At 40.0% G+C, this 13,867-nt stretch carries 17 protein-coding genes; 1 reads left to right on the top strand and 16 read right to left on the bottom strand.

Annotated elements, in window-relative coordinates; all coding sequences use genetic code 11:
* Positions 1-73: 73 nt before the first annotated feature.
* The 8 genes from ACH3O9_RS11370 to ACH3O9_RS11335 all read right to left on the bottom strand — a co-directional run bounded on the left by ACH3O9_RS11370 (position 74) and on the right by ACH3O9_RS11335 (position 7,178).
* On the bottom strand, positions 74-1,054 hold the full coding sequence (locus ACH3O9_RS11370) for a DUF6712 family protein (RefSeq protein WP_416440488.1): 981 nt from the start codon (positions 1,052-1,054) through the stop codon (positions 74-76).
* Positions 1,051-2,427: a hypothetical protein gene (locus ACH3O9_RS11365; RefSeq protein ID WP_416440486.1), complete on the bottom strand. Its 1,377-nt coding sequence runs from the start codon at positions 2,425-2,427 to the stop codon at positions 1,051-1,053. Before ACH3O9_RS11365 ends, ACH3O9_RS11370 begins: the two co-directional genes overlap by 4 nt.
* A complete protein-coding gene (locus tag ACH3O9_RS11360; RefSeq protein ID WP_416440484.1) occupies positions 2,424-2,699 on the bottom strand; it encodes a hypothetical protein in 276 nt (91 codons plus the stop codon). Before ACH3O9_RS11360 ends, ACH3O9_RS11365 begins: the two co-directional genes overlap by 4 nt.
* 262 nt (positions 2,700-2,961) lie before the next feature.
* The gene (locus tag ACH3O9_RS11355) at positions 2,962-4,686 is read right to left on the bottom strand and encodes a hypothetical protein (RefSeq protein ID WP_416440482.1); all 1,725 of its coding nucleotides are present in this window, start codon (positions 4,684-4,686) and stop codon (positions 2,962-2,964) included.
* Complete coding sequence (locus ACH3O9_RS11350) at positions 4,661-5,302, bottom strand: hypothetical protein (protein ID WP_416440480.1); 642 nt, start codon at positions 5,300-5,302, stop codon at positions 4,661-4,663. Before ACH3O9_RS11350 ends, ACH3O9_RS11355 begins: the two co-directional genes overlap by 26 nt.
* Positions 5,299-5,631 (bottom strand): hypothetical protein, encoded by a 333-nt coding sequence (locus ACH3O9_RS11345; RefSeq protein ID WP_416440478.1) that lies wholly within the window; start codon positions 5,629-5,631, stop codon positions 5,299-5,301. The genes ACH3O9_RS11350 and ACH3O9_RS11345 overlap by 4 nt, the downstream gene beginning before the upstream one ends.
* The gene (locus tag ACH3O9_RS11340; protein WP_416440476.1) at positions 5,628-5,870 is read right to left on the bottom strand and encodes a hypothetical protein; all 243 of its coding nucleotides are present in this window, start codon (positions 5,868-5,870) and stop codon (positions 5,628-5,630) included. The genes ACH3O9_RS11345 and ACH3O9_RS11340 overlap by 4 nt, the downstream gene beginning before the upstream one ends.
* 216 nt (positions 5,871-6,086) lie before the next feature.
* On the bottom strand, positions 6,087-7,178 hold the full coding sequence (locus ACH3O9_RS11335) for a hypothetical protein (protein WP_416440474.1): 1,092 nt from the start codon (positions 7,176-7,178) through the stop codon (positions 6,087-6,089).
* Positions 7,179-7,337: 159 nt separating this feature from the next.
* Here ACH3O9_RS11335 and ACH3O9_RS11330 point away from each other — a divergent pair, with 159 nt between their 5' ends.
* Entirely contained in the window at positions 7,338-7,535 is a 198-nt protein-coding gene (locus ACH3O9_RS11330) for a hypothetical protein (RefSeq protein WP_416440472.1), read from the top strand.
* A 162-nt stretch (positions 7,536-7,697) separates the two neighbouring features.
* On the opposite strand, the gene ACH3O9_RS11325 is transcribed toward ACH3O9_RS11330, so the two are convergent.
* The 8 genes from ACH3O9_RS11325 to ACH3O9_RS11290 form a co-directional block, all read right to left on the bottom strand.
* Positions 7,698-7,928 carry a hypothetical protein gene (locus ACH3O9_RS11325; RefSeq protein WP_416440470.1) on the bottom strand — a complete coding sequence of 77 codons (231 nt, stop codon included), beginning with the start codon at positions 7,926-7,928 and terminating at the stop codon, positions 7,698-7,700.
* A gap of 129 nt (positions 7,929-8,057) precedes the next feature.
* Positions 8,058-8,882, bottom strand: a complete 825-nt coding sequence (locus ACH3O9_RS11320) for a hypothetical protein (protein ID WP_416440468.1) — start codon at positions 8,880-8,882, stop codon at positions 8,058-8,060.
* A 54-nt stretch (positions 8,883-8,936) separates the two neighbouring features.
* Positions 8,937-11,114: a hypothetical protein gene (locus tag ACH3O9_RS11315; protein WP_416440466.1), complete on the bottom strand. Its 2,178-nt coding sequence runs from the start codon at positions 11,112-11,114 to the stop codon at positions 8,937-8,939.
* Between the two features lie 28 nt (positions 11,115-11,142).
* Positions 11,143-12,030: a S49 family peptidase gene (locus ACH3O9_RS11310; RefSeq protein ID WP_416440464.1), complete on the bottom strand. Its 888-nt coding sequence runs from the start codon at positions 12,028-12,030 to the stop codon at positions 11,143-11,145.
* Positions 12,031-12,191: 161 nt separating this feature from the next.
* A complete protein-coding gene (locus tag ACH3O9_RS11305; protein ID WP_416440462.1) occupies positions 12,192-12,719 on the bottom strand; it encodes a hypothetical protein in 528 nt (175 codons plus the stop codon).
* Between the two features lie 134 nt (positions 12,720-12,853).
* Complete coding sequence (locus ACH3O9_RS11300; protein WP_416440460.1) at positions 12,854-13,063, bottom strand: hypothetical protein; 210 nt, start codon at positions 13,061-13,063, stop codon at positions 12,854-12,856.
* Positions 13,064-13,140: 77 nt separating this feature from the next.
* Complete coding sequence (locus ACH3O9_RS11295) at positions 13,141-13,314, bottom strand: hypothetical protein (protein ID WP_416440458.1); 174 nt, start codon at positions 13,312-13,314, stop codon at positions 13,141-13,143.
* A complete protein-coding gene (locus ACH3O9_RS11290; RefSeq protein ID WP_416440456.1) occupies positions 13,311-13,865 on the bottom strand; it encodes a hypothetical protein in 555 nt (184 codons plus the stop codon). The genes ACH3O9_RS11295 and ACH3O9_RS11290 overlap by 4 nt, the downstream gene beginning before the upstream one ends.
* Positions 13,866-13,867 lie beyond the last annotated feature (2 nt).

Below are 13,867 nucleotides of genomic sequence, written 5' to 3'. Positions count from 1 at the left end.
GTTCTTCTAAAGATTGTAGAATTTCAGCTCCTTTTTTAATATTATTAAATGAGTAATACGGCATGATATTAAATTATAGTGATACGTGGTTATTCTCTTCATTTAGTCCGCTAAGTGGATCTCTGGCAACAGTAGCGGTAGTCATATTGATGATGGCATACTGCTGCTCTACATTGCGCAAATGCAGTTGCGCTTTATCGCGTAGACGCTGCACCTTTTCTTCCCAAACGGCGGTAAAGTCTTTAGGTTTCATATTATACTCAACCTTATCTGGGAACATCTCTACAGGCAGCATATCATAAGCATCTGCCATGGTGAGATACGTAATGGCTTTACGAATATGATTTAAAAGCACCTTGTTTTCAAGTGAGATATCAGCTTCAGTATTTCCTTCTATGATACCTTTTAATTCAGTGTATTTGGTTGAACCAATTAGTGGGTATATACTCTCGATCTCATGATCTGCCATTAACGGGACCATGCGATAATATAATTGTCCGCTGTTATTTATTGGGTAGATATCATCAAGTATTTGGGTTTTATAAATGAAGAGACTCCGTGATTTTTTATATGCGTCAGAATCTGTCCAGGATTCGTGATTTAGCTCATCCAGATAAGCAATCAACATATCTAGCGCGCGGTAAGCCCGTTTAAGGTGTGCAGCATTGTCACGGTCAAGTTGCCACTCCCACGGCGTCACCTGATTGTCTGTACGGTTTTGCTTTCTTCCTGAATTGGTATGCTCAAGATCACCAGACTGCATATAATTGAGCGCAGCCATAGTAATAATGTACGTCTGCATTTGCTTTACAATTGCATTTTGCAAATCATCTTTATCTGCAATAGGCGTAAAACCTTCAGGAGCTTTATCAGCGTCGTAGTGGTATAATGCAGTGAGATACGCCTCTTTACCTATGTAATTAATTAAAAGCGGCGTTTGCTGCTCAATATCTGGTATCAGTGCCTCAAAATTGAATTGAGCATCAAAATATCCCAGAAGTGCCTTAAGCTCTTCATATCCTTTATCGGCCTTATTAAAAATTATAGGTGTCATATTGTAGGATTTTGATTTTTAGCTCTGCTGCCCGGTGTTTGTTCCTGAAGCGGGGCAACGTTTATGTGCCAGAAACCTATTTTGATATCTGTATTAAAATTGGCTTTAATCGCATCGTTAAGGGCTTTTGTAACGTAATATTCAGCCAACATTACTGAGGTGCGCTGATGATTAGTAAGTGCGTACAGCTGCTCTGCACCACTATCGCTTTTACCATCTGCACCCACATTTGCAAGGGCACTGTGTAGACCAAAAGCAGCAAGTACAGAACGGTCACCCTGTTGAGCTATCTCAAGTTGAGCACGCACATAATCAAGTATCTTTTGCTCGATAGGCTCTATCCTCCAGCCTTGCTCATGTGCAGTACCACCTATAAGAGTTACTACGTATGGATTATGCCAAAATTTACCCACATTATCCACTCCAGATAATACCTGAGTTAATTTCTTTAGAATCTCATCTCGCAGATCATCAAGCATCTTTTCGCTGTATTTTTCGCCATCCTTCAGGTTTCCCTTTAGGATTTTACGTTTCTCTTCCCAATAAGCTGCTGGAGACTGTATATGCCATTTTATGTTCAGGCTATTTTCAGTAAGTGCCGTAAGGATTTTAGGTATAGCAGTAGAGTTTTTTATCCAGGGGATAGCGCCAAGAATTTCAGGTGCTGAGTAATACGGCACACCAAAAGATCTACGTACTGTGTAGTGAATAGAGATAGGGTATTTAGTAGGCTCTAAAGGATCATAAATTGGGTAAACATCCCACGTGTCCTGCTTTTTGTTCTTAAAGTCACCTACGATAATGTGAGTAGGTTTAACGAGATATTTTTTATTTGGGGTTTTCTTGTATGCCAGACGCCAGTTAGTGGCAGAGATAGGTTCGGTTTTAGCGATACCGGAGCGAGATCCTATACGACCCGCACGATTGCGGAACATAAAGTTGGCAATTGCATTCACATGGAAATACTCACCAGCTGTACAGTGAAGCTGCTCCTGGTAGTTCTGCTCTTCCAGCCATTGCTTGATTGCCGCATCAATGACCGGCTTACGCGTGAAGTTAGTACCGTCTGCCTCTTCCTGGTATAAGTATGGCCCTTGCTCGATTAGTAACTCAATCTTACGGTTCTGTATGCGTGGGGCAATATGATTGGGATATACCGCATCTACTATCTGATTAGGTACATCGTCATTATTACCAAAGGGTATGAACTCATAGTCACCTGCAGCCATCGCAAGATCACCCCACTCTGCTGGTGTTTCTGCGTTTAATTGATTCTCTTTAGTTGCACCACGACCAGTAACCTCAAAGTAATAAGCTCCTGTCTCATTAACGGATAGATAGTCTTTAGCGTTTATGCGGGTTAATCCGTTCATCTTTGTAAAATGATTAAAGTTTGATTGATAGCCAGAAGGCGTGTGATATGAGCCTTGCGGCGTTCTTTATTCTCCACATTTAATATTGGCACCAGGTACTGCAGAGAGCCGCTTGATTTCATCCTGCCCAGCTGCGCCTTATCGATGTAAGATATCTCTCCGTTCTCTTTTATGAAGCGTATACTAAATGCCTTGCCTTGCTTGGTTAGGTCTTTCATGACCTCAATTGCCTGCTCGTAGGTAGTAATTGTGCTATTAGATTGCCTTGACATAGTACAATGATAGCGGTAGCATACAAAAGCTATGTGGACACCGCAGTCATATTTCTCGAAAATGGAGAGATGTGTAACGACATAAAGAGGAGATGGCGTGGCGGTATCTTTCGTGACTGATCACTTTTAATTTTGTAGATGATTGAGGTTTTCTCTTTGAATTTCAATTTCTTACAAATGAAAAGCAGGTTAAATACCGCTAAAATCGTGCAGAACAAGCCCAATATCTCCCCATTTAAATTTGTTAAGTAAACAAATGGTGTTAATGAATAGAAGGATCTCCCCCAAAACTCACAGATTCTCCTGCAATAAGATTCAGGTTTTCTGGAGTAGTTACGTAGTACTTTAATGCATCTGAAGGATTCGTAGAATAGAATGGCAGCATATCATTTGGCAAACTTTCTGAAGACTTATCCTTATGCAGCGATTTCTCACCTTTCCGGTTTATTTTTAAAACCAGTTCTGCACGCTGTAAGGATGATTTAAGGGGGGCACACTCGTTTTGATCTATTAAAAGCATAGGGAGGCCTGCCGTATTATTTTGAACTAACATCTGCAGCATAAGTTCATATTCTGTCTGATGTAAAATTGTACCGCGTTCACGGTTCATCAATTGGCAGTCCCAGTCGGTTCTATTGCCTTCTTTATCATACTCTATTGCTTTCTTAAACTTGCTTGCGTGATCTTCACCAACACTCTGCCACTGGTTATTAGCAGGATCATGATACACTTTAAGAACTTTCATTTTATGATGTTTAAAAAACTCACGGAATAATTCTCCAAGATCTATCAAAAAGTCTGGAGGTACAGTATGTATAAACTTTAGAATCCGCTCTATTTTCAAACTTTCTGTCTGGCCAATTACCAGACTACACATTTTACCTGTATCTAATCCCGCTTTAAGGGGTTGATTAGGATTACAGTATTTCAGGTCCAGGCTATTAACTTCTATATCACGTGCATCATTTGACTTATCAATATTGCTGTACTTATAACCATCACTATAGAAGTTCTTTGCTCCCAGATTGGGATAAAACATCTGCCCTTTTTCAAGCGTAGGAGCAATTGAAAGTATGGAAGTCAAAAACTCCCGCACATTCATTTTTTTCAAAATTGTTTTGAAATATTCAACTCGCAAAATCGAAATATTAACAAAGCTGCTGGCACGGTAAAAGAAGGTACTATCCTTCCGCGCAGCTCTCCATTCTGCATCCCACGTTTTAATATCGCGATCTGCTTTTTCTATAGCATCCTGATCGTTTTTCTCTTCAGCACGCATACGTGCAATCCTGCTTTTGTTCAGCTCATCTGCAGCATACAAAATCGCCTTGATCTGCTGTTTATTCATGCCTTTTTCATGACGCATAAACCAATCATGCTCACCGTGATTAGGATTAGGCATGTCTGTTGTCATTGTGGTGCCGCCGTAATAAGGCGAATGACCAAAACGCACAAATTCACCGCGCAGCGCCGGACTCAGTTTGTTAAACTTAGCTTCCGCCTGGTACTTAATCTCATCAGCAATAATGTGCTGGTAGGAATCACCTGCGCCGGTTGATGGTCTGTCCTGAGATATTAATTTAAAGTGTGTTCCTGTAAAAGCGGTGATCGTATGCTTCCAGGAGATGGGTGGTTTATATGGCGGACCATAACCTTTAGGATAAAAATTCTTAGGCGGCCGTACTCCCACAACGAAGTGAATTCCCTCAATCCATCCGTTACGTTCCCATCCTTCTATTAGTGAAGGCATCACGTTTTTAACGGCATTCATATAGGTGTCACTAGATACGGCGATATATGCACCTGGCATATCGTAGCAAATGTCTATAGTACGTCTGGCAATAAAATCTGTTGTTTTACCGGTACCACGTCCCAGAATAAGAACAAGATGCTGTGGTGCGATCATCGCTACCATTTGCGACAACCAACTTCCAAAAAGTATTTTTAGGCGATCGTAGGCCTTATTTATCTTCTTTCTCCGGCTCATTCCAATCTAGAATTGTTTTAGGCAATAGATCTGCTTCCTGCTCCAGGCGCAGCATTTCTTCTGCAGGTAGTGGTAATCCTCTTATTATTGCCTTGATTTCTGGTCTCGATTGTTCTGGTAAACCTAGATCTGTGATCTTATTGGTGTATAGATAGTAGCGCTGCTCGTATACTTCTTTTGGTAGTTGTTCCTTTTTCTCAGCATAAGCGCCGCGCAATGTTGCGGCTTCTTTCCAAAGGTCTTTTGCTTTAGCGATATCCTGAGCGCTTTCTGCGGTGCGTATGATCAGTATAGCTGCTTTGTCTAATCGATCTGCATATACATTTGCCCAGGCTTCCTGGGTGATGTCATTATCAAGGTAAAAATGATTGATAGCATCTGCATAAATCTGCTTTGCGCGGTTGCGGTTGCCATTAAATTTATCATCATAGTGGGTAAGCAGATTATCTATGATCTCAGGTTCAAGTGCCATAGACTGATGCCACTGATAACAGCGTTCTATCATTTCCATATAGATGATAAGCTCAGCAGGCATATTCTGGGTCTCGCGGGTTGCCACCCACTTTTGTAATGTGCCAAGCGTTACCTCACTAAATTCATCTTCCAGCTTCCTCATATTCCGAAAATGTCAAAAACTGCATTTTTAAAATTGGCTTCCTTTCTCCTGTTTTCTGAAATCTGTACCGCTGTCATATTACCATCTGCAATGCGATCTATAAGTGCATCGTCTTCTGTTACTTCTAGCTGCAACTGACCTCTTTTATATGCCTGGTAGATTTCACTTTCTTTATTGCGAAAAGCTTTCATAAAGCTGCGTGCATCTATATGCAGCAGTTTTACCATGTCTTTACAGGCTTTATTCTGCGCAGCCATTTCTGTGATCACTTCCAGATCTTCAGCAGTAATTAAATCGGCATGTTTAGGTGGGAGTTTTTGCGTACTCATTGCACTTCAATTTTATCCAATATCATCTTAGAATTATTGAAACAATATTCTATAAACTTAGCGTGCCTTAAAGCTTCTGACTTTTCTATTTCAGACTGAACACTATGTCCTTCAATCTCATAATACGGTATTCTAGCTACCTTATATTTACATCCTAAACCAGTTCCAACAATATTCCAAGCTTTATTGCTCACACTGTGTTTAATTTTCACTTTGATATTTGGATCTTCTATTTTCATTACTTTATTTCTCCCGGCACAGTCCCGGACAGTTATACTTACATTGAGCTGAATAACAATTCAGATTTTCCTTTTTAGGTGGTGCTGGCGGGTTTTTCATTTTTGGAACTCCATATCCTTTGCATTCTCCTATATATAGAAGTAAAACCAGCTTTATAAGAATGTCGAGAACTAAGGTTCCTAGAATAATTATAGCTACAAATAGTATGAATTTCATCATTTCCTTTTACCTAGTTCATCTTTAGCAAAATCAAGCAATCCCTGCTGAAATTCAGCTAATGTTTTACTTTTATCACGGTCGCCTGCGTCCCGTTTCTCATCATTAGCTTTAGCCGTATTCCTTCTTACATTATTCTCCAGACTGGAGATCTTCTTTGTCAGTGCAGGAGTATCAAGTTCCGCGATTTCTTCTTCAGCTTTTTGCTGTTCAAAAATGGGATGCTCTCCTAATACTTTCCTATTTTTTTGGTAGTACTCCAGTTCTGCCCAGATCTGCTTGTTCTCCATAAAATTATCTTTTACGGTGTCTGCAATTGCTTTGCGATCTTCATCTGTTAGCGCTTCATGTAGTTTGGGCTGTGTTTCCATGTATGTGTGATACGCAGTGATCATGTCATTAACCAAAATCTTATAGATATCTGGGCAATCTTTCTCTCTTAAAAATGGAAATTGCTGCCACAGCTTTATCTTTTCTTTTGCCGCTGTTGGCATCGCTGCTGTTTTCTCTGCAATTAGATTCTGGCGATCATCAAGCATCTTTTGTAAACCGGCCATTTTAGCATCAAAACCTGCCTTTTCCTGCCATTTTTCGATCTCTTGCTCCAGATCATCATTCTTTGTGGCTTCGTGCTCTACTCCTTTTTCTTTTAAGAAAGCTTTCATCTCCCGGTTACCTGCCAGACCTTTTGAAAATTCCGGAACTTCCGGCAAAGCGGCATTCTTGTATTCTTCAATCTCAGCTGCTGTTTTGAGCAAGACTTCTTTATCTGCCGCTGGATTGAGCTGAAGTAATTTTTCTTCTGTAGTTAACACAACCGGCTCATCAATAGAATCATCAGTTTGCTCTACCGGTTTGTCTACTACCGGCTGATTCATATACACCGTGTATTTACGTTCAGAAACTCCGGCCAACTTGCACAATTCATAGCACAGTCGCTTAACATTATCTTCTGTATCTATCATGCGGTTAAATCCTGCCTGTATAGCCAGAGATTTTGTGGGGAACTTATTATATAAATTCTTGCCCACAAATAAAGTGCGGTCGTGTTTTAAATAATCAATGACGTCGTTAACTGTGGGTGTTTTCATATCGATAATTTTGATACTGCAAACTACCGTGTCACGACAAATACTATGTGGACAGTGCGCCCAGCTCAGTGCAGGCGAATAAGTTCCCCTCTCCCAACGGAGAGGGGTTAGGGGTGAGGATTTTTATTTTTAACTTAGCGGAAATCAAATATTAATACTATGAATGATCTGGAAAAATTTATTGCGCTGTATAAGAGTTTTGGGATTTCTCTAGAAGTAGAGAAGAATGACAAAGGATGTTTTGTTTCTTTAGAAGTTGATGATGATAATCCCAAGCTTACAGGATATCATGGATTTTATTCTAAAGTATATTTTGACATTAATGGAAAATTTGAAGCACAATGTTTTGCAGAATAATTATGATGAGAACAACATACCTCTAAAACCGTGCAAAAAATCGTGCATTCGTGCGCAGGGTGTTAAGATATTGCGTTAAGCCTTGATAATACTATGTTTATAGACTTTTTTAAGACGCACACTTTGGTTGTGCACATTCGTGTCGTCCGCACGATTTAACAGTTAAGGAGTTTCATTTATTGTAGGCGTACAAAACATAAGATCATCTGAAGGGAAATCATTTTCAACTTTAATATTGAAAATTCCAAATCGACCATCTATTATGTCTCCTTTTATTAAATCATGTGCAACCTGGCTTAAATATAGATTGAATTGCATTTCATCATCAATAAAATTTTTATTGATTTGAGCAACAATCTTATCGATTTCAGTATGTACATCTGATTTATTCATAATCTCAAAGATATATAAAAAAAAGCTTGCTTTACTCCCTTCTACGTTGGGAGAAGGGCTGGGGATGAGGAATAAAAAAAGCGCCTGACATCACATCAGGCGCTTTGTAGCTAATTCAGAAGGCAGAAGTTATTCTGATCGGCTTTCTTCTATAAAAATAAAATCTCCGGCGCCTTGCTGGTATGCACGCACCGTTAGTGTATTACCTTCGAGTCCCTGCCATGCCACAGCACCTGCAAGTATAAAGTCATTGCTTGCAGCTACACTTGCAGGGTTATCACCGCCACTACCTATCAGGGTATAAACAGATTTATCATTAGCATTGGTTAATGAAGTGATCACTGTTGCTGCGCTATTATCCTGTAGCTGGTAACGTCCAGTGCCATTAATTACATTAACTTCAGTAACATCTGCCGGTACAAGATTTACAGTAGCTAGAGTCACAGTACCAAAATATCTTCCTGGTAATGTGCGGCTTCTTTGAAACTGCTGAAAGCGTACCATATTACGAGTCGCCTCATTGTTATTCTGCCCTTCTATCAATAAGCTCAATGGCGCACATGGCGTACCATAAAATTTATAATAAGGTTCTTCGCCATCACACGCACCAACTCTAAAACCTAAAGCAAGGTTCTTATTGGTCATATTGGCCACAAATTCATCAAAGTCAAGTGATGAACCAGGATGATAAAATTCTGGTAATCCTGTGAAACTTACGGCATCTTCTTCCCCTTCACTTGTTATAGGTAGACTTATCGAACTGGCTGTTGCCTGAAGGATAGTCACATATTTACCGGGCTTCATGATGATCTCTCCCACCATCTTGATTCCTTTACTATCACGATTAGGCCAGTACGCTACTTCATCAAGATCTACAACAACAATGTTTGAGCTTTTTGATTGAGGAGAGCCGCCACCTAAAGGTTTATTTACATCTATTCTTACGTAAGACATAGTTTTAATTTTTTAAGGTTAAACAATATCCCCGCCGGAGCGGGGACTTTTATACTATCCTCGAGCAGTTTCTACAAACTTGCTTCCTGTGTATTCTACAGTGATGTATGTACCATCAGTAAGAGTTACAGCAGCTGTTAAGAAAAAGTTTCCAGAGTTCGCTATCGTAGTTGCGTTGGTAGTACCACCGCCACCGGTTATGGTGTATCGCTCACCGCTTACTGCATTTTCTATATTAGTCAATGCGGTTGCCTGAGTGTTTTCAGAAGTTACAAATGAAGTACCATCTGCAGCATCTGCAGTTGTAGCATCTGGAGCTAAAATGGTTACTTCCGGTTCTGGATCATCACCTACAGTCTTGCGGCTTATCTCGATGGCTTTACCACCTTCTAGGCCTTGTAAGACCATAAGATCTCCATTGCTTAAAGTGAAATCAGCTCCCCCTTCAAGAATGATGTTTGTGCCATTTTTTATGGTAGATCTGTTGGCGTCTGCATTACCAAGAACGTATATACGCTCACCAGGAGTCACATCATCAAAACCGGTTATGTTTGTAGCTTCGGTGTTATTCGCACCAACAACAATGCTGTTGTGTAATGCAAGTGACGGTGTGGCATCATTTGCAGCTACAGGTATGTAGCTATCTACTAATACTTCTACATCATTTGAGAAAACCAATTGGTTCTCATAGCTGTTCGCAGGAAGATCATCTTGCTTTCTACCAAATACAGCTACAAAAGTCCCTAGCTTATAATCACCAAATGCTTTGATGTTTCGTGGATTGTCACCTGATTTCACAAACTGAATAAAACCATCTTCACCAGGCTTATCAGTAAGTGCGTATTCATTGTCTTTTGTGGTGATATACATGAAGTCTTCACCTTCCATCTGGTCATAAGTTACAAGCTCGATATTTGAGAAGTCATCTACATTGTCTGTATCACCATTGTAATCTGTATTCCCGCCGTACTTCAATTTACGTGCTTCGTTATAGCGACGCTTCCAGGTAGGTGATAATACATATTGCATATCTGGTAAGATGCGCACGTCATAAGGCAATCTCTCACACATGGTTTTCACATAGTCGTGAATGTTTTCTGGTGTGGGTTTGCCCATTTTAAATGCGCGATACTTGACACCACGGGCATCTTTATATTTCTTCAGGAACCCTGAAAAGTTATTCATAAAACTTGCCGGAGTATTACGATTAGGATCTGCAAAGTATACACCGCGGCCCATAACGATCTTATCCTCTTTACGTGCACGTTTCATGATCTCAGTCACCACGTACATCACAAAGCGCATTTTATGCGGGTTAGAATCTGTGATACCTAATGCAGCAATATTCTTGAGGTAAGATTTTTCAAGCTTTTTCAGTTCGTAACCTTCAAAAAGCATATCGATCTGGATATCTCTTACCTTACCTTTTTCAACTTCAAACTTTACTTTGTTTTTAGGTAAGAATTTCTTTTTAAGGGACTGTGTGATCTCACCGGTAACGATAGACGTATGCAGGTATTCATCACTTACACCGCTGATCAATTCAACATACTTTTTCATCTCCAGGCCGTCAAGCATGGTAGTATGAATCATCTGTGGATCTTTACGGAAATAATCCTGAATATCAGCATTCAGCTTATCAATGTTTGCCGTTTGTGTCCAGTCTGTTGCCGCTGTGATAGGCAAACCGGCTAAAGCTTGTTTTGTTGCCTGGTTCCATGGGCGGTCTGCGAAAGCATCGAACTGATTGTTGCTCGCAAATAAATGCGTCTTGCTGTGTGAGATCTTCATTTTACTAAGGTTAGCGGTAATTGTTTCCGGGGCCTCCTCGCTGTCAGGCAATTTTTCCAGCTTAGCAATTAGACCTTTCTTTTGTTCATTGTCTGCTTTGATCTTATCAAACTCTTTAGTAAGAGCATTCAACTTCGCAGAAAGTGAGGCGTCTGCTTTCGGAAGTTCAGTAGCATCTGTATCTTCTTCTTCATCTTCTTCTGAAGTTGCTGCAGCTTCAATACCTTGCTCTCTCATAAAAGCATCAATGGCTGTTGAAGCTTCTTTTGCTTCTAACGAGTCATTATACTTTGCCATAAATTTTTCGGCGAAATCTGGTTTTTTGGCCGCCGCGTTCAATTTTTCTTGATCTTCTTCAGTTAGTTTTAATTCACCTTCCGAAAAAGAAGCAATTCCGAGTGTTACCAGCACGAATGCCTTCACTTGATCCCAATACTTCATTACTGTTTGGTTTTTGATTAATAATTATTTAATAGTTGTTATTCATAAAGGCTGACACCGCGGCCAGTTCTTTAACTTTCTCTATAGCATCGGTCATCGTGCCCATGCTGTCTGCAAAACCATACTCTATAGATTCTTCACCGTAGAACATGCGCCCTTCCAATATGCCTTCTACTCCTGTATTGATTTTGCCTCTGCGATCTGCCTGTACATGCTGTTGAAATTTCTCAGCTGCTGGATTAAGCAGATATTTGCGTATGAGTTCGTAGTTGCCTTTTAAGGCTTCCTTAAACTCTTTGTTTTTATAGGAAGAAGGATCTGCATTGATCACATGATCTTTTATACCCAGATCTTCATAGTATTTTTCATAACTGCGCAACGTGGCCATTACACCCAGCGAACCCATCATACTACTTATATCATTCTGTACTTGTATGTGATCTGTAGGCGAAGCAATCCAAAGGCCGGCACTGGCACACATATCTACACGAGCGAGCACGGGTTTCTTTTTATTCCTGGCGAAATCCCTAAACGGACCTACAGATCCCAGTCCGCCACCTGGGGTGTCCATTATCCAGATCTGTCCTATGATGTTTGGATCGTCTTCAAACTGCTGTGCAAAGCGCACATATTCATCTGCGCCATAACAAAAGGGGTTGCCGTACTTGATCATCTCCCCTACTATCTCAATCACACCTATTGAATCAGGCGGAATCTCTTCTGCTGTTCTGGGTAGAAATGGGGTACCGCTCTCGTCTATGAGGTAACGTACAGCAGCGTCTATTTTGTTAGGTTTTTCATTTTGAGTTTCGCCAGCTAGAATTTTGTGAGCCAATTGTAAACTGGCCATCGCAGAGAATGGTGATAATGCCCAAAGGCCGGAACGAATTTCTTTAGCAGTTCTTGAAAATAGCATCCTCGATTTTTAAGAGGTTTGATACAATTATAGAGAACTACTGAATATATTAAGTGGACAACCCGATTTTTAAGGCTTTTAGAGCGATATTATAGGGTTCTATGGGAGTTTAACGATTTTTTGTGTTTTAAGAAATAAATGGACAAAAGATGGGCATATTTTTACAAAAGCCCATATATCAAAGGCTTTGCGCTTTTCTTATTGCGTTGGCACATCTTTTTCCATGCGGTAAGATTCTTATCGGTATAGATCACGTGATTATTATGACAAAAAGTGCGAATAGCTCGTGTACGTATTCTTGAATTCTCAGATTCACGTTCACTTTCTGCACCGCTCACAAAAATGCTTAACTGAGTCCTGAATACCGTTCTGAATTTTTCTTCAATCTCTCGCATAGCCTGTTTGTCAAGTTTTAGAAAATGGCGATTGCCTTGTAGAATATCTGGTTGATTATTACCGGCGCGTATTGATACACTGATGTAAAAATTAACTGCAGTATCTTTTTTTGCCGGTGCGCGTGCTGGAGATAGTTTACGTAAAACGAAGGCGCCAAAATCTGAATGTAAATTAACGAAGAAAGGATTTTCAAAAGATCCATCACGCAGTTCACATTGTTCAGTGCCAAGCTTATTCCCGAAAAACGTTGCCAGGTAGATAGGTAATGGGAAGGGTATGATTTGCCTGTTCACGTTACTAATATAACTATAGAGACAGAAATCACAAAATATATTTTGTAACACGTGATTTTTGACATGAAAAAACCACCCTGGAGAGGATGGTTTCAATTTTGTCGATTTGGGATGTAAGCGTGTGTAAGTAGATCTTAATGCGCAAGCACTTTAAAAAATTCGCCTAAAAGCTGCTTCCTGATCATAATACCTGGTAAGGTTTCAGGGTTGCAAAGATGTTCGTCGCGTACGCTGGCCTCAAACATTTGATCTAGCGCTTCTTCGTATTCCTTAGGCTCAAAATGGCTTAATAGAATTTGTAAGGCTTGTGCTTCTTTCATTTTAACGGGTAATTTATGTTTCATGTGATGATTTTTACACAAAATACCTATTCACAATAAATATAAATTACGGTTTCCCGTAAACATAATTGATCGAAGTTTTATAACAAGGGATGCAGATTTTCTATACGTGCTTTGATTACTGCCCTTCTGTTATAACAATGATGTTGTTCCAGCTTCTTCTGTAACCGGGCCACATCAGTTTCCTGCATCACCATATTTACAAAAGTATCTGGCAGCTCATCTATGATATTTTGTAGCGTGTCCTGGTTCAAGATTGTGTTTTTTTACTGAGGAACACCCCCACCTGGGGAACAAAAATAGCAACAGTCTGTAAAATTCTAGGAAGAAGAAACCAAATAGCAATAGCATACACCCACCAGGGTATGACTTTGAATATCTTTTTTGATGCTTCTATAACCCGCTCTTCATCTGTGCGCTCTGTGGTTTTATTACTATTGACTTCAGTATTCGTATCTTTAGTTTCTCCGATCATATTGGCAATCTTAAAAGCCAAAGCATCTTCATCAAAATATACACTTGTGCTATTGCTCCCAGATTGTTTACCTGCTTTAAAATTTGCCAATGCTTCACGTATGCGCGCATTTACCAATTCATCTGCGGTACCTAAAGGAATGGTGAAATTGTCATTGATAGCCTGATTAACTCTGGTATCTCTAACGCTATCATTTTTCTCTGAAATCTTTTCAGAAGAGTTTTTGACGGCATTACGATCAAATGTCTTTTTACTGCCTACACAGGACCCCGTCATAAGCCAGGCCAAGACTAGCAACAGGTATAAAATATTTCTGATTAGTAATTTCATGG

The organism is Leeuwenhoekiella sp. A16, assembly GCF_047946675.1.
GTDB lineage: Bacteria > Bacteroidota > Bacteroidia > Flavobacteriales > Flavobacteriaceae > Leeuwenhoekiella.
The sequence above is the reverse complement of the archived record's forward strand: the minus strand, read 5'-3'. Positions and strand labels throughout refer to the sequence as shown.

Bases quoted from the DNA above. Each gene is read 5' to 3' on its own strand.
- ACH3O9_RS11370 (WP_416440488.1), bottom strand. From the start codon at position 1,054: ATGACACCTATAATTTTTAATAAGGCCGATAAAGGATATGAAGAGCTT.
- ACH3O9_RS11365 (WP_416440486.1), bottom strand. From the start codon at position 2,427: ATGAACGGATTAACCCGCATAAACGCTAAAGACTATCTATCCGTTAAT.
- ACH3O9_RS11360 (WP_416440484.1), bottom strand. From the start codon at position 2,699: ATGTCAAGGCAATCTAATAGCACAATTACTACCTACGAGCAGGCAATT.
- ACH3O9_RS11355 (WP_416440482.1), bottom strand. From the start codon at position 4,686: ATGAGCCGGAGAAAGAAGATAAATAAGGCCTACGATCGCCTAAAAATA.
- ACH3O9_RS11350 (WP_416440480.1), bottom strand. From the start codon at position 5,302: ATGAGGAAGCTGGAAGATGAATTTAGTGAGGTAACGCTTGGCACATTA.
- ACH3O9_RS11345 (WP_416440478.1), bottom strand. From the start codon at position 5,631: ATGAGTACGCAAAAACTCCCACCTAAACATGCCGATTTAATTACTGCT.
- ACH3O9_RS11340 (WP_416440476.1), bottom strand. From the start codon at position 5,870: ATGAAAATAGAAGATCCAAATATCAAAGTGAAAATTAAACACAGTGTG.
- ACH3O9_RS11335 (WP_416440474.1), bottom strand. From the start codon at position 7,178: ATGAAAACACCCACAGTTAACGACGTCATTGATTATTTAAAACACGAC.
- ACH3O9_RS11330 (WP_416440472.1), top strand. From the start codon at position 7,338: ATGAATGATCTGGAAAAATTTATTGCGCTGTATAAGAGTTTTGGGATT.
- ACH3O9_RS11325 (WP_416440470.1), bottom strand. From the start codon at position 7,928: ATGAATAAATCAGATGTACATACTGAAATCGATAAGATTGTTGCTCAA.
- ACH3O9_RS11320 (WP_416440468.1), bottom strand. From the start codon at position 8,882: ATGTCTTACGTAAGAATAGATGTAAATAAACCTTTAGGTGGCGGCTCT.
- ACH3O9_RS11315 (WP_416440466.1), bottom strand. From the start codon at position 11,114: ATGAAGTATTGGGATCAAGTGAAGGCATTCGTGCTGGTAACACTCGGA.
- ACH3O9_RS11310 (WP_416440464.1), bottom strand. From the start codon at position 12,030: ATGCTATTTTCAAGAACTGCTAAAGAAATTCGTTCCGGCCTTTGGGCA.
- ACH3O9_RS11300 (WP_416440460.1), bottom strand. From the start codon at position 13,063: ATGAAACATAAATTACCCGTTAAAATGAAAGAAGCACAAGCCTTACAA.
- ACH3O9_RS11290 (WP_416440456.1), bottom strand. From the start codon at position 13,865: ATGAAATTACTAATCAGAAATATTTTATACCTGTTGCTAGTCTTGGCC.